The organism is Nonomuraea sp. NPDC049269 (assembly GCF_043197155.1).
Taxonomy (GTDB): Bacteria; Actinomycetota; Actinomycetes; order Streptosporangiales; family Streptosporangiaceae; genus Nonomuraea.
Genome location: NZ_JBICSO010000004.1, coordinates 42,813 through 63,175, shown reverse-complemented (window position 1 = coordinate 63,175; position 20,363 = coordinate 42,813). Strand labels below are relative to the sequence as shown.

Below are 20,363 nucleotides of genomic sequence, written 5' to 3'. Positions count from 1 at the left end.
TGACCTTGTCCGGACCCCTTGGTGGCATTGTGGTGCTGGATCTGTCCAGGGCCCTGGCGGGTCCGCATGCCGCCCAGATGCTCGGTGACCTCGGCGCGCGGGTGATCAAGGTGGAGCATCCGGACGGGGGTGACGAGTCTCGGGGCTGGGGACCGCCTTTTGTCGGGCCGGATCACGACATTTCCACGTATTTTCTGGCGGCGAACCGCAACAAGCAGTCCATCGCCATCGACCTGAAGTCCGCCGAGGGCAAGCGGCTGGTCGAGCGGCTGGTACGGCAGAGCGACGTGCTCATCGAGAACTTCCGTACCGGCGTGCTCGACCGCCTGGGCTTCTCCGTCGAGCGGCTGCACGAGCTCAACCCCCGCCTGGTCATCCTGTCGATCACCGGGTTCGGCCACGACGGGCCCGAGGGCGGGCGGCCGGGCTACGACCAGATCGCCCAGGGCGAGGCCGGTCTGATGTCGCTGACCGGCCCCTCGCCCGACCAGCCGTACCGGGTCGGCGCGTCCATCGCCGACCTGCTGGCGGGCATCCACGGCGCGTACGGCGTGGCCGGAGCGCTCTACGAGCGTGAGCGGACCGGCAAGGGCCGGGTGGTGCGGACCTCCCTGCTGGCCGCCGTCACTGGGGTGCACTCCTACCATGGCACCGCGTGGACCGTGGGCGGTCAGGTGCCTGGCGCGAACGGCAACCACCACGCCTCGATCGCCCCCTACGGGGCCTTCCACTGCGCCGACGGGATGCTGCAGATCGCCGCCGCCAACGACGGTCAGTGGAAGAAGGTCGCGGCCCTACTGGACATAGATCCAAATATGGCTAAATATGCGACAAACAGGGAGAGATTTGCGCACCGGGATGAGCTGATCGCCGACATGGAGAAGGCTCTGGCCGCGCACGACCGTGGCCACTGGCTGGCAAGGCTGGGCGAGGCCGGAGTGCCCGCGGGCGCGATCCGTTCGATCGACGAGGTCTACTCCTGGGACCAGACCCGCTCGCAGGGCCTGGTGATCGAGGTGGACCACCCCGTACTCGGCCGCATCGAACTGCCGGGCCCGCCCCTGCGCTTCGAGGACGGCCCAGCAGAGAACGGCCCAGAGAACGGTCCCGAGGTGGTGCACACCGCGCCGCCCGCGCTCGGCCAGGACGGCGACGCCGTGCTCGGCTGGCTCGAAGAGCGCGAGGGGTGATGCGGATCAGGTGGCACCGGCGGGCACTCTCGTGCGTCAACATTGCAACATCGCCGGATAGTAGGGAGCCATGGTGAGCCGTCCGGACGCGCGCACGCTGATCGAAACGGTCCTCGACGCGGGATCGTGGAAGTCGTGGGACGCGCCGCCCGCCGATCCGGTGGCGCCGGGCTCTTCCTATGCCGACGAGCTGGCCACGGCCCGCGCCAAGTCCGGCTACGACGAGTCGATCATCACCGGGGAGGGCCTCCTCGACGGGCGCCGGGTCGCCGTCGTGGTCTCGGAGTTCTCGTTCATGGCCGGGTCCATCGGGGTGGCGGCGGCCGAGCGGGTCGTCCTCGCGGCCGAGCGGGCCACCCGTGAGCGGCTGCCGCTGCTGGCCGCGCCCGCCTCGGGCGGCACCAGGATGCAGGAGGGCGCGCTCGCGTTCGTGCAGATGGTGAAGATCACCGCGGCGGTGCAGGCGCATCGCGCGGCGGGCCTGCCGTTCGTGGTCTATCTGCGGCATCCGACGACCGGTGGGGTGTTCGCGTCGTGGGGGTCGCTCGGGCATGTCACGGCCGCGGAGCCGGGGGCGCTGATCGGGTTCATCGGGCCGCGGGTGTTCGAGTCGTTGCACGGCTATCCGTTCCCCGAAGGCGTACAGGTGGCGGAGAACCTGCACGAGCACGGCCTGGTCGACGCGGTGGTGTCGGCCGGCGACGCGCGGGGAATCGCGATCAGCGCGTTGAACGTGCTGTGCGCCGAGCGCACCGGGCTGGTCGCCGGTGAGCCGCCTGAGGAGGATCTGCGGCCGGTGGAGGCGTGGGAGGCGATCACCCGCTCGCGCCGCGACGACCGTCCCGGCGCGCGCACGCTGCTCAAGCTGGCCGCCACGGACGTGACCCCGCTCACCGGCAACGGCGCGGGCGAGAACGAGCCGGGCCTGGTGCTGGCGCTCGCGAGGTTCGGCAGCGCGCCGGCCGTCGTGCTCGGCCAGGACCGGCGCAGGGCGCGGCCCAGCTCGCCGCTCGGCCCCGGCGGGCTGCGGATGGCCAGGCGTGGCATGCGGCTGGCCGCCGAGCTGGGGCTGCCGCTGGTCACCGTGATCGACACGCCTGGCGCGGCGCTGTCGAAGGCGGCCGAGGAGGGCGGGCTGGCCGCGGAGATCGCCCGCTGCCTGGCCGACCTGGTCATGCTCGACGCGCCGACGGTGTGCCTGCTGCTCGGCGAGGGTGCGGGCGGTGCGGCGCTCGCCCTGCTGCCGGCCGACCGGGTGCTGTGCGCCCAGCACGCGTGGCTGTCGCCGCTGCCGCCGGAGGGCGCCTCGGCGATCCTGTATCGCAGTGTGGACTTCGCGCCGGAGATCGCCCAGTTGCAGGGGGTGCGCGCGACCGACCTGCGGCGTAACGGGATCGTCGACCGGGTGATCCCGGAGGTGCCCGACGCCGCGTACGAGCCGCGCGCGTTCTGCGAGCGGGTGGGGCGGGCGCTGGAGTACGAGATCGCCGGGTTGCTGGCGCGGAGCCCGGCGGACCGTCGTGCGGCCCGCCAGGCCCGTTTCCGTAGCTTGGGCGCTTAGTAGTCCAGCCCCTTCGGCTCGTACGTCCAGAGCACGCGGCCGTCGGCGCCGTAGCCGGTGAACCGCACGCCCGGCCAGAACAGCCCCTGCCTGATGGCCGCCTCGGGCGCCGGCCCGGCGAACAGCAGCACGCCCTGCCCCCACGGGTCGGGCACCGTGTTCGCGGTGGCGCGCCCGCCTTCCTTGAGCGTGATGTCGACTTTGGCCGTGCCGGGCACGGTGAAGCCGTACCACTGCCCCTTGTTGGCCGACCACTTCAGTGGCAGCTCCGGGGCGGCGATCAGGTCGCTCAGCTTCCCGCCTGGGGCGGGCTGGAAGGAGCTGGGCTGTTCCTTGCCGTTCTTCCACCACTTGATGCACGCGCCGTCGTGCAGGTTGGCGGTGAGCCCGCCGTCGAAGACGTGGCCGGCGTCCAAGGGCTTGTTGTCGCTCCAGCACCATTCGCGGTGCCGATCGAGCTGTTCGATTTGCTTGCCACGTACCTTGTACGCGAAGGCGCCGATCTTGGCGTCGCGCGGATACTTGACCCACCACACGGGCGCGGGCAGGTCCTTGCCGCGCATCAGGGTGGCCGGGAGGCGTCGTCCGTCCTCCAGCACCGCGTCGACGGACAGCCAGTCGTCCTGGGCCGTGCCGAAGGCGACGACACTGCCCGGCAGCGGCAGGTAGGTCTGCACCTTGCTGCTGGAGAACGAGCCGGACCGGGCTTCGGACTTCACACTGGAGCAACTGAGCTGGGGGGCGCCCTCGGGGTAGGTGCCACCGGTGGCGCACAGCTGCAGGTCGTTCTCCCGGCCCTTGTAGGTGTAGGTGCCGAACAAGAGCTGTACCGGCCCGTTGGTGAAGTCGTCGGTCCCGGGGATGGTGATGGGCTCGCTGGTCCGCTTGAAGCGCGACTTCGGCTGCCCGGTACGACGCGGGTAGTCCTTGCGCCAGAGCTGCTTGCCCGCGGCGTCATAGCCCGCCACCCGGCCGCCGGCGGACCAGTCGAGCGGCGCCAGGTGCGCGAGGGTGAACAGGTTGCGGTCGAGGTCCCACGGATCCGGGACGCCCACCAAGGTGATCGGCGCGTCGGAGCCGGTCGTCAGCACGATCTTGGCGGTGTCCCTGCTCGTGACGGTGTAGATCAGGCCCTCCTCGGACCAGATCATCGGCACGGGGTCCGGTGTCGGGTCCTTCGAGTCCAGGTTGATCCAGCCGAGCTCTTTGCCCTGGCGGAACCAGAAGATCCTGCGGCCCAGGACCTTGAAGTCGTAGGGGCGCATGGTGACCTCGCCGGGCAGCCGCATCGCCTGGCCGATCGGCGTGCCCCTGCTGCTCTCGTGAGTGAGGTACGTGTGCGACATGTCCGAGCCCTGCCTGCCCTTGGCGTCGGCGAACTGCACCTTGGACACCCGGTCCTGGGCCGACAGCGCCAGCGTCCAGATGACCATCGGGGCGCCCTCGGACCGGTGCAGGGTCGCCTCCACCCGCCTGCCGTCCGTCAGCACGGCCGTGACCTTCGTCACGTCGGTCTGGGCCACGCCGTAGTCCACGTAGGCGGACGGGGTGTCGGTCCGGGTGGAGCCCTCGTACGTGCCGCTGCGCTCCATGATCTCGGCTACTCGCAGGTCGTGGCACGAGCCGAAGGGATCGCCGTCCACGGGCTGGGCGACGTAGCACACCAGGGGGGCTCCGACCCGGTCCCGGGCGAACCACAGACGCAGCGGCTTGCCCTGTGCCGGGTCGTTCACCACTACCTCCTCACCGGCTGCCGTCCTGCCCTCCATGAGCTGCTTGTAGACCCCGTCGGGATCGTTCGCGCTGTTCCGGCCCAGGCCCCCGTTGAGCAGGAAGGGGACGAAGACGGCGAGCAGGGCGATGGGCAGGGCGGCGAGCAGCCACCGCCCGCGGGGCACCGGCGGGGGAGTGCGGCGCTGGACGTCGAGCCAGGCGTTCGGACTGGCCGGGAAGGTCTGGGCGCGGGCTTCGAGGGCCGCGCGCAGCCGTGCTTCCAGATCGCTCACTGGTCCTCCTCCTTCAGCGCCTTGCCCAGCGCGGCCAGGGCTCTGCTGGCGTGGGTCTTGACCGAACCGGCCGAGACGCCCATGACGTCGGCGATCTCGCGTTCGGACAGGTCGAGCCAGTAGCGCAGGACGAGGGCCTCGCGCTGCCTGCGCGGGAGGCGGTCGAGCGCCGCCAGCAGTTCGCGGTGCTCCTCGGCGATGATCACCGCGTGCTCGCTGCTGTGTTGCGGCTCTGGAGGATCGGGGCGGCGTAACCGGACCAGCCTGAGGTGCCGCAGGCGGTTGCGGGTGAGGTTGCAGACGATCGTGCGCAGGTACGCGACCGCGGCCCCGTCGTCGCGCAGCCGTCTGACGTGCAGCCGGGAGAACGCCTCCTGGGCGATGTCCTCCGGGTCGTCGGCGCCGAGCAGGCCCGCCAGCCGTACCAGCGGCTGGTAGTGGGCGGCGAACAGTTCGGCGAATGACGGCTGCGCCATGGTGGAGGAGTCGATCACAGTACAGAGACACCCAAGGCGGGTGTCGGTTGACTAGGTGACCGGAATCCGTTCGACGCGGATCGAGAAGACCTCCTCGCGGGGCACCACGACCTCGTAGGCGCCGTGGTCGACCATCCAGTAGCCGAGTGCCTCCGCCTTCATGCCGCTGTGGCCGGTGTAGGCGATGTGCAGGCCGTCGTCGTCCTCGTCGAGCACGATGCACGGCTCGCCGCCGAACGCGCCCACGGTGCGGATCAGCACCAGCCATTCGAGCTCGGAGCGGTCGACCGAGCGCCGCCAGTAGCCGCCGGAGCCAGCCTCGAACCCGTCGAGCTCCTCCTCGCTGAACAGCACCACCTGGTCGCTGTCGGGGCCGAGCGCGGCGGGCAGCGTGCGCTCGGCGAAGCGGGCGACGAAGCCGGAGGCCACGGGGGTGATGTCGTCGCTCATGTGGCGGGCCGCCAGGTGAGCCCGTCGTAGGCGGCGAAGGGGCGCTCCTGCTCGGGCGTGATGTGCACGATCTCCGCGCCCGCGGGGATGGGGATCGGCGTGGTGTGGAACTGCGGGATCACGTGGTCGCGTGAGGTGGTGAACCCGTTTCCGGCGAACGGTGGCGCGTCGCTCCAGTCGCCGCCCATATGAGGTCCGTACGGGACGGCGTAGGTGTCGGCGTCGCGGGCGTACCAGCGCATGACATAGAGCTCGGGCACGTCCGCCGTCAGCTCCGATCCCTCGAAGGAAAGGTCGAGTCCGTAGTAGAGCTGCCTGGGAGTCGTCAGCCGGGCGCAGTCCTGCAACCGGTAGACGTAGCCGGAGATGACCGTGCGTTTACCTGAAAGGTAGGGCACGAGCAGACGCGGCGGGACGACCTTCTGCATCTGCGTTCTGCTCACTGTTCCACTTTACGATCGCTTGACACCTAGTACGCGATGTTCCAGGCATGGCAGGGCGGTCCTGGCCGAGGCGGTCACCTCGGGGTCCACCTCCACGACCTGGATGCCCGGGCCGGTGCCCAGGTCCGCGCGGACCACGCCGAGCGGATCGACCAGCATGCTGCGGCCTACCCCGAATCCGTCACTCGACTCGGCCGGATTGGGCGCCTGCCCGACGGCGGCGGTCCACATCGTGTTCTCCAGCGCCCGCGCCCGCACCAGCGTGATCCAGTGGTCCTCCTTGAGCGGGCCCGACCCCCACGCGGCGATGACCGCGAACAGCTCGGCGCCCTGGTCGACCAGGGCCCTGGCCAGCTCGGGGAAGCGGACGTCGTAGCAAGTGATCAGCCCGACGCGGAGCCCCGCCAGCTCCACCACGACCGGCTCGGCGCCGCGGGCGACCAGCTCGGACTCCTTCGCGCCGAACGAGTCGAACAGGTGGATCTTCCGGTACGCGGCCTGGATGGCGCCCTGCGCGTCGATGGCCACGGCGGTGTTGTGCACCCGGTCCGGGCCCGGTTCGAACACGCCGGCGATCACCGCGACGCCGTGCTCGCGGGCCGCCTCGGCCACGCCGGAGACGAACGGCCCGTCGAGCGGCTCGGCCAGCTCGGTGATGCGGCTGCCGTAGCGGGTCAGCGTCGCTTCCGGGAAGATCGCCAGCTCGGCGCCGTCCGCTCTGGCGAGTGCTTCGCGGACCCTCTTGAGGTTGGCCGACGGGTCAGGAGACACCGGGATCTGGCAGAGGGCGATTCTGGTCACGGCCCGACTCTAACCGGTTGGGCACCCGTCGAAACCAGGTCAGGCATCGCCAGATCCACTCGAGCGGGCCGTACCTGTATCTCGACTGCCACCACACGCTGAACGGAATCTGTACGGCCAGCGTCGCAGTCGTGACCGCGAGCACCGAGAGGCGAGTCGGGTCGGTCTTGAGCAGGTGGCTCGTCAGGGCGATCACCAGCGTGCCGGAGACATAGGTGGTCAGCGCCATCCGCCCGAGCGGCTCCAGCACCGCCGACACCGGCGCCGCCCACCGGGCCCGCAGCGCGAGCAGCAGACCGGTGGAGTAGGCGGTGGCTCCGGCGAGCGCGGCGACGCTGTAGAGGGTCCAGTTGCCGGGAGCGCCCGGGGCGCGGGTGACGAACCAGGCGGCGGTGAGCAGGGCGGAGGCCAGCGCGCTGACCGCGAAGACGGGCAGCAGCAGCCGACCGGGCGGGCGCGACTCCATCAGCGCCATGCCGAGCAGGAACAGCGCCGGGATGAGAATCGGCCCCGCCCCGACCCACACCGCCCACACGACCGCGGCCGCTCCGAGAATCAGCAGGGGCGGCCCCCCGGCCAGGAACGAGGCGGGCAGCAGCACCAGCGCCCCGAACACCGCGTAGTCCGTCAGCACCTCGCCGCTGTAGAACACGTGCTGGACCAGCCCGAAGCAGAGCAGCCAGAACAGCCGGCTCAGCAGCACCCACCGTCCGGCCCGCTCCAGCACCAGGACGAAGCTGATGCCGAACAGCAGCGAGAAGATCGGGTAGAACCGGCTCTGGGACAGTGCCTCAAGGGTCCAGTCGATGCCGTTCCTGGGGTCGTGCACGGCGTGCTGCCAGGTGTTGACCAGCATGATGCCGCACACCGCGAAGCCGCGGAGCGCGTCGAGCTCTCGGATACGGCTCACAGCACCCAAGCGAACCACCATACGAGGAATCCGGCCGCCGTTACTGCTGACACCGCCTGTGGCCAGCCCGGCCGCCGGGCGAGCGCGCCGAGCGTCAGCACGGCCGAGCCCACCGCCACCCAGGTGTACGGCCAGGCCGACGCGGGCAGGCCGACGGCCAGCGCGGTCTCGTTCTCCTTCACCAGGCTCCACACCGCCGCGCCGGTCAGCCCCGTGAACGCCGTCCCGGCCAGCCCGGCGAAGGCGGCCAGCGCCCGGCCCTTCAGCGCGCCGGTGACGAACTGGATCAGCGACACCAGCGCGAACAGCGCGAGCGGCGCGGCCAGCCAGGGGGACAGCGAGATCTGGTAGGCGGCGCCGGTCACCCGCACGTCGCCTGGGTCCAGCCGGGGGAAGACGGCGGCCTGCCCGGGTGAGCACGGAGCGGCGGCCGGGGTCGCCGCGCCACCTGACAGGGTGTCCACGAAGGCGAGGATGTGGCGGCGGGCGCAGCCGTTGACCAGGAACACCGCGTGTCCCGTGCCGGCGAACTCCACGAAGCGGGCGTTGGGGAGGGCTTTGGCGGCGGGCTCGCTGGTCCTGGTCGGGGTCGTGGGGTCGTACTGGCCGCCCACGACGAGCACCGGGGCCTTGGTCGTGGCGTTGACGGGCGCCGACTTGGGAAGCTTCCAAGCATCACACACCGCTTTGTCACTGTTTACGGTGAAAAGTCGGGATTTTGTGGTGAAGGTGTTGAACGGGACCTCGTCCTGGCACTGCACCGCGTGATACAGCCCGAACTCGTGCGAGACCAGCGCGTCACCCACCGCGTCGGCCAGCGGGCGCAGCAGTTCGTCGTGGCCCTTGCCCAGCGCGTCGATCAGCGCGGGCGCCACGGCGATCACGTCGGCCTCGTGCAGCGCCTCCGCCATGATCGTCGCCACGTCGTCGCCGGTCAGCCGGGCGGTGAATCCGGTGCCGAGCAGCGGGTCGGTGGTCGGCACCCGGGCGGGGCGGGCGTTCAGCCGGGTCACCATCGCCTCGAACGGGGCGCGCAGGCCGAGCTTGGCCACGGTGTCGGTCAGGTTGCGGTCGGCGTCGTCGTACCAGCCGACGTTCTCCGGCAGGTACGAGTCGAGCACCACCGATCGCACGCCCGCCGGGTCGGCGGCGGCCACGTCCATCATGACCCGGGTCGAGTAGCTGACCCCGAACAGGTTCCAGGTGGGGTAGCCGAGCGTCTTACGCAACTGGACGACGTCGGCGGTGATCTCCTTGGTGGTGTAGCCGCGCAGGTCCACGCCCTGCTGCCGGAGCCGCTCCCGGCACGTCAGCGCGGCGGCGCCGACGTCGGCCGACGGCCGGCGCAGCCGGTCCAGCATCGCCTCGGCCGTCTCCGGGCAGCCCAGCGTCGGCTGGGAGTACTTGCTGCCGCGCTGCTCCACGGTCACCACGTCGCGGTCGGGGAACATCTGGCTCAAGAACCCCGTCAACTGCATCGACGCCGAGGCCGGGCCGCCGCTCATGTAGACGACCGGGTCGGGCTTGCGGTCCTTGGCCGTCGAGGTGTGCACGGCGTAGCCGACCTTGATGGTCTTGCCCGGTGTGTCCCTGCGCTCGGGAACGACCAGGAAACCGCAGGTCGTGTGATCGGGCATGGCGACGGGACACGCGCTCTTCTCGACGCCGCCCGGGTCCATGACGGGCGGCACGGACAGGATGAGCGCCAGCAGGAGCCGAGTGATCACAGGAGGAGACTAATAGTCTGGGGCCGTGACGGAACCACTTGTATCCCGGATGCGCGCTTTCGGTACGACGATTTTCGCGGAAATGAGCGCGCTGGCCGTACAGACCGGGTCGATCAACCTGGGCCAGGGGTTTCCCGACACCGACGGCCCCGCGGCGATGCTGGACCGGGCGGTGCAGGCCATCGTGTCCGGCGCGAACCAGTACCCACCCGGCCCCGGCGTCCCGGAGCTGCGGCAGGCCGTCGCCGAGCACCGGGCCGCGCACTACGGCCTGGACTACGCGCCCGACGGCGAGATCCTGGTGACGGTGGGCGCCACCGAGGCGATCGCGGCCTCCGTGCTGGCGCTGTGCGAGGCGGGCGACGAGGTGATCGCGTTCGAGCCGTACTACGACTCCTACGCCGCCTCGATCGCGCTGGCCGGGGCGCGGCTGGTGGCGGTGACGATGCGCCCCGTGGAGGGACGCTTCACCTTCGACCCGGACGAACTACGCGCCGCCGTCACTCCGCGGACCCGGGCGATCCTCGTCAACTCCCCGCACAACCCGACCGGGACCGTGTTCACCCGCGCCGAGCTGACCGCCATCGCCGAGCTCTGCCAGGAGGCCGGGCTGATCGCGATCACCGACGAGGTGTACGAGCACCTGACGTTCGACGGGGTCGAGCACATCCCCCTGGCGACGCTGCCCGGCATGCGCGAGCGCACGGTGATGATCTCCTCGGCGGGCAAGACGTTCTCCGTCACCGGATGGAAGACGGGCTGGATCTGCGCGCCCGCCGCGCTGATCACGGCCGTGCAGACGGTCAAGCAGTTCCTCACGTTCACCGCCAGTGCGCCGTGGCAGCTCGCGGTGGCCTACGGCCTGCGCAACGAGCTGGAGTGGGTGTCGGCGCTGTGCGACGGGCTGCAGCACAAGCGGGACCGGTTGATGGACGGGCTGGCCACGGCCGGGTTCGAGGTGCTCAGGCCCTCCGGGACGTACTTCGTGCAGACCGACATCCGCCCGCTGGGCTTCAGCGACGGGCTGGAGCTGACCCGGCGGCTGCCGGAGCTGGTGGGGGTGGTGGCCATCCCGACGCAGGTCTTCTACGACCACCCCGACCGGGGACGGCACTTCGTCCGGTTCGCGTTCTGCAAGAAGGACGAGGTCATCGACGAGGCGGTCACGCGCCTCAAGCGGCTGTCGGCCTAGACGTCCCTCACAGAAGTGAATCTGATCGGTTACAGAGAGAAATGAGCCCAGCTGGGTTAGGGTTGGCGGCGCCTCACTGAGTAGGGATCACCTCCTAAAGGAGACGAAACGTTGCTCACCGTCGGTGACCGCTTCCCCGAGTACGAGCTCACCGCCTGCGTCGCCCTCGACCCCGAGAAGGCGTTCGCGGAGATCGACCACAAGAGCTACGAGGGCAAGTGGCGTGTCGTGTTCTTCTGGCCGAAGGACTTCACCTTCGTCTGCCCGACCGAGATCGCCGAGTTCGGGCGGCTCCACCGTGAGTTCGCCGACCGTGACACCCAGGTGCTCGGCGTCTCCGTCGACTCCGAGTACGTCCACCACGCCTGGCGCACCCACCACGACGACCTGCGTGACCTGCCGTTCCCGATGCTGAGCGACGTCAAGCGCGAGCTGTCGGCCGCGTGCGGGGTGCTCGGCGACGACGGCGTCGCCCAGCGCGCGACGTTCATCGTGGACCAGAACGACGAGATCCAGTTCACGATGGTGACCGCCGGTTCCGTGGGCCGCAACGTCCAGGAGGTCCTGCGGGTCCTCGACGCCCTGCAGTCCGACGAGCTCTGCCCCTGCAACTGGAGCAGGGGCGAGGCCGGTCTCGACGCGCGCGGGCTGCTGGCCCGGTGAGCATCGACGAGCTGAAGGCGGCGCTGCCCGACTACGCCAAGGACACCAGACTCAACCTGAGCTCGGTCACGACCACTTCGTCGCTGACCGGCCGGCAGCTGTGGGGCACGGTGCTGGCGAGCGCGCTGGCCACCAGGTCCGGGCTGGTCATCGCCGCGGTTTCCGAGGAGGCCACCGCCCGGCTGTCGGCCGAGGCGTTCACGGCCGCCAAGGCCGCCGCCTCCATCATGGCGATGAACAACGTCTACTACCGGGCCGTCCACCTCATCGGTGACGAGACGTACGCGACGCTGCCCGCGCGGCTCAGGATGACCGTGATCGGCGATCCGGGCGTGGACAAGGCCGACTTCGAGCTGTGGTGCCTGGCCGTCTCCGCGATCAACGGCTGCGGCCGGTGCCTGGAGTCGCACGAGCAGGTGCTGCGCGGCTCCGGCCTGCCCCGCGACCGCGTCCAGGAGGCACTGCGGGTGGCTGCCGTGATCAACGCCACCGCGATGACCCTCGACGCCGAGGCGGCGCTGCTCACCGCCTGACGCCCGGGACCTCCGTGGCGGAGGTGGGCTCTCCGGGTGTCCACCTCCGCCACGGGTCAGTTCTTCGCGTCCTCGTCGTGGGGCGCGTCCAGCGAGGTCAACGTCGCCGTCGCCGCCTCGTGGTCCATCCCGGTCGCCTGGAGCAGGTCCACGGCGATGGAGCGCAGCTGCGCGATGATGACGTGCGCCGAGAAGCCCAGCCGTTCAGGGCGCTTCCGCGCCGCGACGGCCAGCAGCGCCTGCCGGGCCAGCATGGGCTCACGGCCGGCCGCCAGTTCGAGCTGGAGCAGCAGTGCCGCCTCCGACACCTCGCGCATCGCCTCGGCCAGCGAGGTCGGCGGCGGGCTCGTCTCGCCCAGCGCCGCCAGCGTCCGGCGGGCCAGCACCCTGGCGTTGCGCAGGGCCAGGTCCACCGGCACGGCCGCGGTCTCGTACCTGGCCAGCCTGGCACGGCGGTGCCAGTGCAGCGGTGAGATGAGCGTGATCTCCTTGCTGGTCTCCACCGCCCGTTCGAACTCCTCGACCGCCGCCTGGGTGGTGCGGGCCTCCTCCAGCGCCTCGGCGGCCAGGTCCACGTCGCGCTTCTCGATCGCCTCCGCGGCCCGTTCGAGCACCGTGGACAGCGCGTCGAGCACGCCCGACAGGTGCTTGGCGGCGATCGTGAAGGGGCTGGCGGGAAGCAGCGCCGCCGTGGCGACGGCGATGAGGCCGCCGGTGAGCGCGTCGGCCATCCGGTCCAAGCCCCCGGCGCCGTTCGTGGGCAGCAGGGCGGCGACCAGCACCGCGGACGATCCGGCCTGCGCCACGAAGAGCGCGCCGCTGTTCAGCAGTACCGCCGTGGTCATCGCCAGCGCGACCACCAGCGCGATCTGCCAGGCGCCCGAGCCGATCCAGGACACCAGCAGGTCGCCGACACCGACGCCGAGGCTGACCCCCACCACCAGCTCGGCCACCCGGCGCAGCCGCTGCCCGAGCCCCACACCGACGCAGATCAACACGGAGATCGGCGCGAAAAACGGGCGGGCGTGGCCGAGCAGGTGGATGGCGACCGTCCAGGCGAGTGCCGCGCCCACCGCGCACTGCGCGATGGAGGGCGCCATCATGCCGAACCCGCTCAGCCGTTCCCGTACATGATCGCTGAGCTTCGTTCGCACCCCTCTACCCTGGCGGATCCTTGTGACATTGAGGTCACATTGCCCGGATTGCGGCTCCGCTGAGCGTCCGGAAAGCGCCCTTCACCGGCGGTGTCGGACGGTTAGGGGATGTCCTGATCGCCGGGCGTGTCGAGGGGCGGGAGGGCGGCCACCGCCTGCTCGCGGTCGCCGCCGCTCGCCTGGAGCAGGTCCACGACGATCGACCGGAACTGCGCGACCATCACGCTGGCCGAGAACCCCCACCGCTCCGTCCCCTGCCGCCCCGCCACCGCCAGGATCGCGTCGTGGGCCCGTTTCGGCTCCTGCCCGTGGGCCAGCTCCTGCCGGAGCAGCAGGGTCGCGTCGGCCAGTTCGCGCAGCGCGTCCGGCATCCAGGCGGGCGGCGGGTCCTGCCCCTCAAGAGCCGCGACGGCCCGCCGGGCCAGCACCCTGACGTTCCTGACCGCGTGATCGAGCGGTACGGCGGCCGTCTCGTACCCGTCCAGCCGGGAACGGCCGTGCCGGTGCAGCGGTGAGATGGTGGCGATCTCCCAGCTGGTCGCCAGCGCCTGCTTGAACTGCTCCACGTTCGCCTGGGTGCTCCGCGCGCCGTCCAGGGCCTTGGCCGCCAGGCCGGGGTCGGACTTCTCGATCGCCTCCGAGATCTGCCGCAGCGCCCGGGCCAGCGCCTCGAACATCCCCGACGCCTGCTTGGCCACGAGGGTGAACGGGCTGGCCGGCAGCAGGGCCAGCGCGATGATCCCCACGACGCCGCCGGTCAGCGCGTCGAGCATCCTGTTCAGCCCGCCGACGCCCGAGGGGGGCAGCAGGGTGGCGACCAGGATGGCCGAGGACCCGGCCTGCAGGACGATCAGGGATCCGCTGTCGAGCAGGACGCCGACGGCCATCGCCAGTGCCACCACGAGCGCGATCTGCCAGGCGCCCGAGCCGATCCAGGACACCAGCAGGTCGCCGACGCCCACGCCCACGCTGACCCCGACGACCATCTCGACCATCCGGCGCAGGCGCTGCCCGAGACCCACGCCGATGCTGAGGATCACCGCGATCGGGGCGAAGAACGGGCTGGGGTGCCCGAGGACGTTCTTGGCCACCAGCCAGGCCAGAGCGGCCCCCACGGCGCACTGCCCGACCGTCGGGGCCATCAGCGCCAGCCTGTTCAGGCGCTTCTTCGCTTGCACGAACCCTTGCCTACCCAAGCTGGGACGCTCAATCGGCCAGGTAGTCGTCGACGGCCCGCAGGAACGCCTCGCGCGCGGAGACGTGGATGAGATGCCCGACGGCGATCGTGACCAGCTTGGCCCCCGGAATCCCCGTCGCCACCCGCTCGACGTCGAGATGGCTGGCGCCCGACACCACCAGCGTCGGCGCGGTGATCGAGGCGAGCCCCGCGGCCCACGCCGGATCGGGCGCGAGGAACTGCCGCTCGGTCTCGTGCACCATCCGCCAGTCGAACCCGGGGGACTCGCCGTCCTCCACGATCGGCGGACGATCCGTCATCGTGTACGGCGGGGCCGGATCCTCCAGGACCAGCCGCTCGACGCGATCGGGCCAGGTCATGGCCAGGAGATAGGCCACCGCGCCGCCCAGCGAGTGCCCCACCAGCGTCGCCCGTTCGAACCCCAGCTCGTCCAGCAGCGCGACGACGTCCCGCGCCATGTCGGGCAGCGCGTACGTGCCCGGGTAGTCACTGGCGCCGTGACCCCGCAGGTCGAGGGCGATCACGTGATAGCGGGCGGCGAAGTGCTGGGTGACGCCGTTCCAGTCGTTGTGGTTGGCGGTCCGTCCGTGGATGAGCACCAGCGGGGGAGCGGCCGGGTCGCCCTCCTCGCGATAGACGAGCCTGATCCCGTTGACGTGTGCTTCGCGAATCACACCGGTGACCCTATCGCCGAGGCCGCCCGCCACGTTGGGCAGACATTGCCGGTGAAAGGCCGATTCGCTGGTGGATAGCGTGTCCTGCGGGCCGCCGGGGTACATCTGGGAGTTCCGCGGGCTCGCCGCCGAATAGCCGAACAGGGGTTGTGATGCCGGATCCGATAGAAGTGCGCAAGGTGCCGATCGAGAGCGTGACGGACGCCTCCGGCCTGGCTCGGCTGATCGATGACGGGGTGATCGAGGCGCGCCGGGTGCTCGCGGTGGTCGGCAAGACCGAGGGCAACGGGGGCGTGAACGACTACACCCGCATCCTGGCCGATCGGGCCTTCCGTGAGGTGCTCGCGGCCAAGGGGCATCCGGCGCCGGAGACCGTACCCCTGGTGTGGTCCGGTGGGACGGACGGCGTGCTCAGCCCGCACGCGACCGTGTTCGCCACCACCGACCCGGCGCGCGCTCCCCAGTCGGACGAGCCGCGGGTGTCGGTCGGGGTCGCGATGAGCGAGGTGATCCTGCCGGAGGACATCGGCCGCCCGGCGATGGTGGAGAAGGTCGCGGCGGGAGTACGCGAGGCGATGAAGATCGCGGGCATCGACGACCCGCGCGACGTCCACTACGTGCAGACCAAGACGCCGCTGCTCACGCTGGCCACCATCACCGAGGCCAAGAGCCGCGGCCAGGACACCGCCATCGAGGAGACCGGCCCCTCCATGGACCTGTCGAACTCCACCACCGCCCTCGGCATCGCCGTCGCCCTCGGCGAGATCGACATGCCGCGGGCCGACCAGATCCACAAGGACCTGTCCCTGTACTCCTCGGTGGCCTCGTGCTCGTCCGGGGTCGAGCTGGACCGGGCGCAGATCGTGCTGGTGGGCAACGTCCGGGGCATCGGCGGGCGCTACCGCATCGGTCACGGCGTGATGCGCGACGCCCTGGACGCCGACGGCATCTGGGACGCGATCCGCGACTCCGGGCTTCCGCTCCCCGAACGGCCGCACCACAGCGACCTGGGCGACCGCCTGGTGAACGTCTTCATGAAGTGCGAGGCCGACCCGTCCGGCCGGGTCAGGGGGCGGCGCAACATCATGCTCGACGACTCCGACGTGCACTGGCACCGCCAGATCAAGGCCACCGTCGGGGGAGTCGCGGCGGCGGTCACGGGCGACCCGGCGGTGTTCGTCTCGGTCGCCGCCGTCCACCAGGGCCCGTCGGGCGGCGGCCCGGTCGCCGCCATCGCCGACCTGGGATAGCGAACCTGCCGCCGGCCCGCGTTGCGTCCGGTCGAGCGCCGGGTCGCGGGCCGGGTCGCGGGCCGGGCCGTGAGCCGCCGCCGGTAGTGTCGAGGGTTGTGCCCAGCATTCCGCAGCCACTCGACCCCGGCGACGACGGCACGGCCGCGCCCGCCGTGGCCGCCGCCCTGGCCTCCTACGAGCGAGGCGCGGCGGACGCCACCGACGTGCTGAACGCCCTGACCGGCGCCCGGCTCCTGGTCCCCGTGGTCGCCCTGCTGACCGAGTCCGAAGTGGGCGAGCACGGGCTGCGCCAGGAGAAGGAGAGCGAGATGGCGCTCCCCAAACTGGTCGGCAAGGACGGCAGGGAGGCGGTGCCGGCCTTCACCGGCGCCGAGTCCCTGGCCAGGTGGCGGCCCGACGCCCGGCCCATCCAGGCCCGCCTGCTCCAGGTCTGCCGGGCCGCCGCCGGTGAGCGGGTCGCGGCGGTCGTGGTGGACGTGGCGGGGCCGGTGCCGTTCGTGATCGAGGGCGAGGTGCTGCAAGCGCTCGCCGCCGTCGAGTCCGGCACGCTCGACCAGCTCTCCGGCGCGACCGTGGCCCGCGTCGAGCCGGAACGCAAGCGCCGCTGGTTCACCAGGAAGTAGGGTCGGCGGGTGGTAGCACTCGTGGCGCTGCTCGGCCTGATCGTCGGCCGCTACGTCAGGACGCTCGCCGACTGCTTCGTGGCCAACCCCTTCGACACCCGCGAAGAGGCGCACGCCGCCCTGGACGCGTTGGTGCGCACTGCTCCCGTGCCGCGCTGGCCGCCCACCGTAGAGGTGGCCACCGCCGCCTTCGCCGCGCTGGTCGCCTGGCGCGCGGGCCTGCCGTACGTCTACTTCGCCCTGATCGGCACGGTCCTGGCGATCATCGACTGGCGGACCACGAGGCTGCCGGACGTGATCACCCTGCCGTCGTACCCGATCCTGGCCTTGACCCTGCTCCCCACGGGAGAGCTGTCCAGGGCGCTGCTGGGCGCGCTGGCGCTGGCCGCCGCGTACGCCGTGCTCTGGTTCGCCAGACCGGAGGCCATGGGCCTGGGCGACGTCAAGCTCGCGGGGCTGATCGGCATGGCGGCCGCGGCGATGAGCTGGCAGGCGTGGGTCGTCGCGGCCGTCGGCGGCCAGCTGTTAGGCGCCCTGTACGCCATCGCCCTGCTCGTCGCCAGACGCGCCACTCGCGACACGCAGTTCCCTTTCGGCCCGTTCATGCTGCTCGGCGCGTTCACGGCGCTCTGTCTCGGCCAGTGAACGCCGGACATCCCACTAGGCGGCACGTGGAAGACTTGTACGCATGTTGCGCTGGTTGACTGCCGGAGAGTCCCACGGCCCTGAGCTCGTTGCCGTTCTGGAAGGCCTGCCGGCCGGGGTCGAGGTGACCACGGCCGCCATCGACGAGGCCCTGCGCCGCCGCCGGCTCGGCTATGGCCGCGGCGCCCGGATGAAGTTCGAGCAGGACCAGGTGACGATCGCCGGCGGCGTCCGGCACGGCCGCACCATGGGCAGCCCGATCGCCGTCCGCATCGGCAACACCGAGTGGCCCAAGTGGGAGAAGGTCATGTCGGCCGACCCGGTCGACCCGGCCGAGCTCGAAGGGCTGGCCAGGAACGCGCCCCGCTCCCGCCCCCGGCCGGGCCACGCCGACCTGGCCGGGATGCAGAAATACGGCTTCGACGACGCCCGCCAGGTCCTCGACCGGGCCAGCGCCCGCGAGACCGCGGCCCGCGTCGCGCTCGGCGAGGTCGCCAGGCGCTTCCTCAAGCAGGCGCTCGGCGTCGACATCGTCAGCCACGTGACCTCCATCGGCGGCGCCCAGACGCCCACCGAAGACCTGCCCGGCCCCAACGACCTGGAGCGCATCGACGCCGACCCCGTCAGGTGCGCCGACCCCGAGGGCAGCGCCGCGATGGTCGCCGTCATCGACCAGGCGCACAAGGACGGCGACACGCTCGGCGGCGTCGTCGAGGTGCTGGCCTACGGCCTGCCGCCGGGGCTCGGCAGCTACACCCACTGGGACCGGCGGCTCGACTCCCGGCTGGCCGGGGCGCTCATGGGCATCCAGGCGATCAAGGGCGTGGCGGTCGGCGACGGCTTCGAGACCGCGCGCAGGCCCGGCTCGCGCGCCCACGACGAGATCGAATACACCGCCGCCGACGGCGTCAAGCGCATCACCAACCGCGCGGGCGGCGTCGAGGGCGGCATGACCAACGGCGAGATCCTGCGGGTCAGCGCCGCGATGAAGCCCATCTCCACCGTCCCGCGGGCGCTGGCCACGATCGACGTCCTGACCGGCGAGGCGGCCAAGGCGCACCACGAGCGTTCCGACGTCTGCGCGGTCCCGGCCGCGGGCATCGTCGCCGAGGCCATGGTCGCGCTGGTGCTGGCCGACGCGGCGCTCGAGAAGTTCGGGGGCGACTCCGTGGAGGAGGTCGCCCGCAACCTGTCCGGCTACCTCTCATCGATGGTGATCAAATGACGAAGGCCGTCCTCATCGGCCCACCGGGGTCCGGCAAGACCACCCTCGGCCGCCTGCTCGCCGACCTGCTCGGCGTCACCTTCCGCGACACCGACGCCGACGTCGAGGCGGTCGCGGGCAAGCCCGTGGGCGACATCTTCATCGAAGAGGGCGAGGCCCGCTTCCGCGAGCTCGAACTGCAGGCCGTACGCCAGGCGCTGGCCGAGCACGACGGCGTGCTGTCCCTCGGCGGCGGCGCGGTGCTCAACGAGGAGGCGCAGGCGCTGCTGGCCGGCCACCCGGTCGTCTACCTCCAGGTGGGCCTGGCCGACGCGGTCCAGCGGGTCGGCCTGGCCTCCGCCCGGCCGCTGCTCGTGCTCAGCCCGCGCAGCCAGCTGAAGAAGCTCATGGAGGAGCGCCGCCCGATCTACGAGCGGCTCGCCGTCCTGACGGTCGTGACCGACAAGCGCGAGCCCGCTGAGCTGGCCGAAGAGATCATGAAGGGCCTCCAGTCATGACCGCGACCAGGATCACCGTACGCGGCGACAGCCCGTACGAGGTGGTGATCGGCACCGGGGTGCTGCCGGAGCTGGCCGGGCTGTTCAAGCCGGGCGTACGCACGGTCGCGGTCATCCACCCGGCGGGCCTGCCCGAGCTGTCCCGCCCGGTCTGCGAGGCGCTGTCCGGCGCCGGATACGACGTGGTGGAGCTCCCCGTGCCCGACGGCGAGCAGGCCAAGTCGGTCGAGGTGGCCGCCGAGCTCTGGTCCGCCCTCGGCCGCTACGGCGTGACCCGATCCGACGCCGTCGTGGGCGTCGGCGGGGGAGCCACCACCGACCTGGCCGGGTTCATCGCCGCGACCTGGCTGCGCGGCGTCCAGGTGGTGCTGGTGCCGACGACGCTGCTGGCCATGGTCGACGCGGCGGTCGGCGGCAAGAACGGCATCGACACACCCGAAGGCAAGAACCTCGTCGGCACCTTCCTGCCCCCGGCGGGCGTGCTGTGCGAGCTGGGCACGCTGTCGAGCATGCCGCGCGCCGACTACGTGGCCGGGCTCGCCGAGGTCATCAAGGGCGGCTTCATCGCCGACCCGACCATCCTCATGCTGGTCGAGGACGACCCCGACGCCGCCGCCACGCCGGAGGGGCCGCACACCCGCGAGCTGATCGAGCGGAAGATCCAGATCAAGGCCGACGTCGTCGGCGCCGACCTGCGTGAGGCCGGGCTGCGCGAGATCCTCAACTACGGCCACACGCTCGCCCACGCGATCGAGCGGGCCGAGGACTACCGCATGCGCCACGGCGAGGCCGTCGCCATCGGCATGGTGTTCGCCGCCGAGCTGTCGAGGCTCGACGGGCGCATCGGGCTCGACCTGGTCGAGCGCACCAGGTCCATCCTCACCTCGGTCGGGCTGCCCACTTCCTACCGGGCCGACGCCTGGCCGCAACTGCGCGACCACATGCGCCTCGACAAGAAGAACCGCGGCGCCAAGCAGCGCTTCGTCGTCCTCGACGGGCTGGCGAAGCCGGGACGGCTGGAAGGCCCGTCCGAGGAGCTTCTGGAGGCGGCCTACCGGGCGGTCGCCCGATGACGCCTTTCGCTCGTTTGGGGGTGGCGCCGGGCGTGGCGGCGGGGTTGGCACTACAGTCGGATGTCCTGA

Annotated in this window: 21 protein-coding genes; 11 read left to right on the top strand and 10 right to left on the bottom strand. The window is 71.4% G+C overall.

The window, feature by feature from the left end:
* The first annotated feature begins 5 nt into the window (after positions 1-5).
* Both ACGFNP_RS22855 and ACGFNP_RS22850 read left to right on the top strand, forming a co-directional pair.
* Positions 6-1,190: a CaiB/BaiF CoA transferase family protein gene (locus tag ACGFNP_RS22855; protein ID WP_393321714.1), complete on the top strand. Its 1,185-nt coding sequence runs from the start codon at positions 6-8 to the stop codon at positions 1,188-1,190.
* A gap of 70 nt (positions 1,191-1,260) precedes the next feature.
* Positions 1,261-2,751 (top strand): carboxyl transferase domain-containing protein, encoded by a 1,491-nt coding sequence (locus ACGFNP_RS22850; RefSeq protein WP_358313993.1) that lies wholly within the window; start codon positions 1,261-1,263, stop codon positions 2,749-2,751.
* Here the strand turns inward: ACGFNP_RS22850 and ACGFNP_RS22845 are convergent.
* The 7 genes from ACGFNP_RS22845 to ACGFNP_RS22815 are packed head-to-tail and all read right to left on the bottom strand — an operon-like array spanning position 2,748 to position 9,564.
* Positions 2,748-4,757, bottom strand: a complete 2,010-nt coding sequence (locus ACGFNP_RS22845; RefSeq protein ID WP_393321711.1) for a hypothetical protein — start codon at positions 4,755-4,757, stop codon at positions 2,748-2,750. The two genes, ACGFNP_RS22850 and ACGFNP_RS22845, sit on opposite strands and share 4 nt — an antisense overlap.
* Positions 4,754-5,251 (bottom strand): SigE family RNA polymerase sigma factor, encoded by a 498-nt coding sequence (locus ACGFNP_RS22840; RefSeq protein WP_393321709.1) that lies wholly within the window; start codon positions 5,249-5,251, stop codon positions 4,754-4,756. Before ACGFNP_RS22840 ends, ACGFNP_RS22845 begins: the two co-directional genes overlap by 4 nt.
* 33 nt (positions 5,252-5,284) lie before the next feature.
* On the bottom strand, positions 5,285-5,683 hold the full coding sequence (locus ACGFNP_RS22835) for a hypothetical protein (RefSeq protein ID WP_358313984.1): 399 nt from the start codon (positions 5,681-5,683) through the stop codon (positions 5,285-5,287).
* Positions 5,680-6,126: a hypothetical protein gene (locus tag ACGFNP_RS22830; RefSeq protein ID WP_308127475.1), complete on the bottom strand. Its 447-nt coding sequence runs from the start codon at positions 6,124-6,126 to the stop codon at positions 5,680-5,682. Before ACGFNP_RS22830 ends, ACGFNP_RS22835 begins: the two co-directional genes overlap by 4 nt.
* Positions 6,127-6,135: 9 nt before the next feature.
* Positions 6,136-6,927 (bottom strand): carbon-nitrogen hydrolase family protein, encoded by a 792-nt coding sequence (locus ACGFNP_RS22825; protein WP_393321705.1) that lies wholly within the window; start codon positions 6,925-6,927, stop codon positions 6,136-6,138.
* Positions 6,887-7,837 (bottom strand): DUF418 domain-containing protein, encoded by a 951-nt coding sequence (locus ACGFNP_RS22820; RefSeq protein WP_393321702.1) that lies wholly within the window; start codon positions 7,835-7,837, stop codon positions 6,887-6,889. The genes ACGFNP_RS22825 and ACGFNP_RS22820 overlap by 41 nt, the downstream gene beginning before the upstream one ends.
* A complete protein-coding gene (locus ACGFNP_RS22815) occupies positions 7,834-9,564 on the bottom strand; it encodes an alpha/beta hydrolase (protein WP_393321699.1) in 1,731 nt (576 codons plus the stop codon). Before ACGFNP_RS22815 ends, ACGFNP_RS22820 begins: the two co-directional genes overlap by 4 nt.
* A gap of 25 nt (positions 9,565-9,589) precedes the next feature.
* On the opposite strand from ACGFNP_RS22815, the gene ACGFNP_RS22810 reads away from it, so the two are divergent.
* From ACGFNP_RS22810 to ACGFNP_RS22800, 3 genes are all read left to right on the top strand, one after another.
* Positions 9,590-10,756: a pyridoxal phosphate-dependent aminotransferase gene (locus ACGFNP_RS22810; RefSeq protein ID WP_358313972.1), complete on the top strand. Its 1,167-nt coding sequence runs from the start codon at positions 9,590-9,592 to the stop codon at positions 10,754-10,756.
* Between the two features lie 111 nt (positions 10,757-10,867).
* A complete protein-coding gene (locus tag ACGFNP_RS22805; RefSeq protein WP_393321695.1) occupies positions 10,868-11,419 on the top strand; it encodes a peroxiredoxin in 552 nt (183 codons plus the stop codon).
* On the top strand, positions 11,416-11,952 hold the full coding sequence (locus tag ACGFNP_RS22800; RefSeq protein WP_393321692.1) for a carboxymuconolactone decarboxylase family protein: 537 nt from the start codon (positions 11,416-11,418) through the stop codon (positions 11,950-11,952). The genes ACGFNP_RS22805 and ACGFNP_RS22800 overlap by 4 nt, the downstream gene beginning before the upstream one ends.
* A 56-nt stretch (positions 11,953-12,008) precedes the next feature.
* Here ACGFNP_RS22800 and ACGFNP_RS22795 read toward each other — a convergent pair whose 3' ends face one another.
* The 3 genes from ACGFNP_RS22795 to ACGFNP_RS22785 all read right to left on the bottom strand — a co-directional run bounded on the left by ACGFNP_RS22795 (position 12,009) and on the right by ACGFNP_RS22785 (position 14,978).
* On the bottom strand, positions 12,009-13,106 hold the full coding sequence (locus tag ACGFNP_RS22795; RefSeq protein ID WP_358313965.1) for an FUSC family protein: 1,098 nt from the start codon (positions 13,104-13,106) through the stop codon (positions 12,009-12,011).
* Between the two features lie 101 nt (positions 13,107-13,207).
* A complete protein-coding gene (locus tag ACGFNP_RS22790) occupies positions 13,208-14,284 on the bottom strand; it encodes an aromatic acid exporter family protein (RefSeq protein WP_393321689.1) in 1,077 nt (358 codons plus the stop codon).
* Positions 14,285-14,312: 28 nt separating this feature from the next.
* A complete protein-coding gene (locus ACGFNP_RS22785) occupies positions 14,313-14,978 on the bottom strand; it encodes an alpha/beta fold hydrolase (protein ID WP_393321686.1) in 666 nt (221 codons plus the stop codon).
* A gap of 152 nt (positions 14,979-15,130) precedes the next feature.
* Here ACGFNP_RS22785 and ACGFNP_RS22780 point away from each other — a divergent pair, with 152 nt between their 5' ends.
* The 6 genes from ACGFNP_RS22780 (at position 15,131) to aroB (ending at position 20,294) form a co-directional block, all read left to right on the top strand.
* Entirely contained in the window at positions 15,131-16,228 is a 1,098-nt protein-coding gene (locus ACGFNP_RS22780; RefSeq protein ID WP_358313956.1) for a ring-opening amidohydrolase, read from the top strand.
* 98 nt (positions 16,229-16,326) lie between these two features.
* Complete coding sequence (locus tag ACGFNP_RS22775) at positions 16,327-16,854, top strand: SseB family protein (RefSeq protein WP_393321682.1); 528 nt, start codon at positions 16,327-16,329, stop codon at positions 16,852-16,854.
* A gap of 9 nt (positions 16,855-16,863) precedes the next feature.
* Positions 16,864-17,499 carry a prepilin peptidase gene (locus ACGFNP_RS22770; RefSeq protein ID WP_393321679.1) on the top strand — a complete coding sequence of 212 codons (636 nt, stop codon included), beginning with the start codon at positions 16,864-16,866 and terminating at the stop codon, positions 17,497-17,499.
* Between the two features lie 43 nt (positions 17,500-17,542).
* Entirely contained in the window at positions 17,543-18,724 is a 1,182-nt protein-coding gene (aroC, locus tag ACGFNP_RS22765; protein ID WP_358313949.1) for a chorismate synthase, read from the top strand.
* The gene (locus tag ACGFNP_RS22760; protein ID WP_358313946.1) at positions 18,721-19,221 is read left to right on the top strand and encodes a shikimate kinase; all 501 of its coding nucleotides are present in this window, start codon (positions 18,721-18,723) and stop codon (positions 19,219-19,221) included. The genes aroC and ACGFNP_RS22760 overlap by 4 nt, the downstream gene beginning before the upstream one ends.
* On the top strand, positions 19,218-20,294 hold the full coding sequence (gene aroB / locus ACGFNP_RS22755; RefSeq protein ID WP_393321675.1) for a 3-dehydroquinate synthase: 1,077 nt from the start codon (positions 19,218-19,220) through the stop codon (positions 20,292-20,294). Before ACGFNP_RS22760 ends, aroB begins: the two co-directional genes overlap by 4 nt.
* The last annotated feature ends 69 nt before the right edge of the window (positions 20,295-20,363 follow it).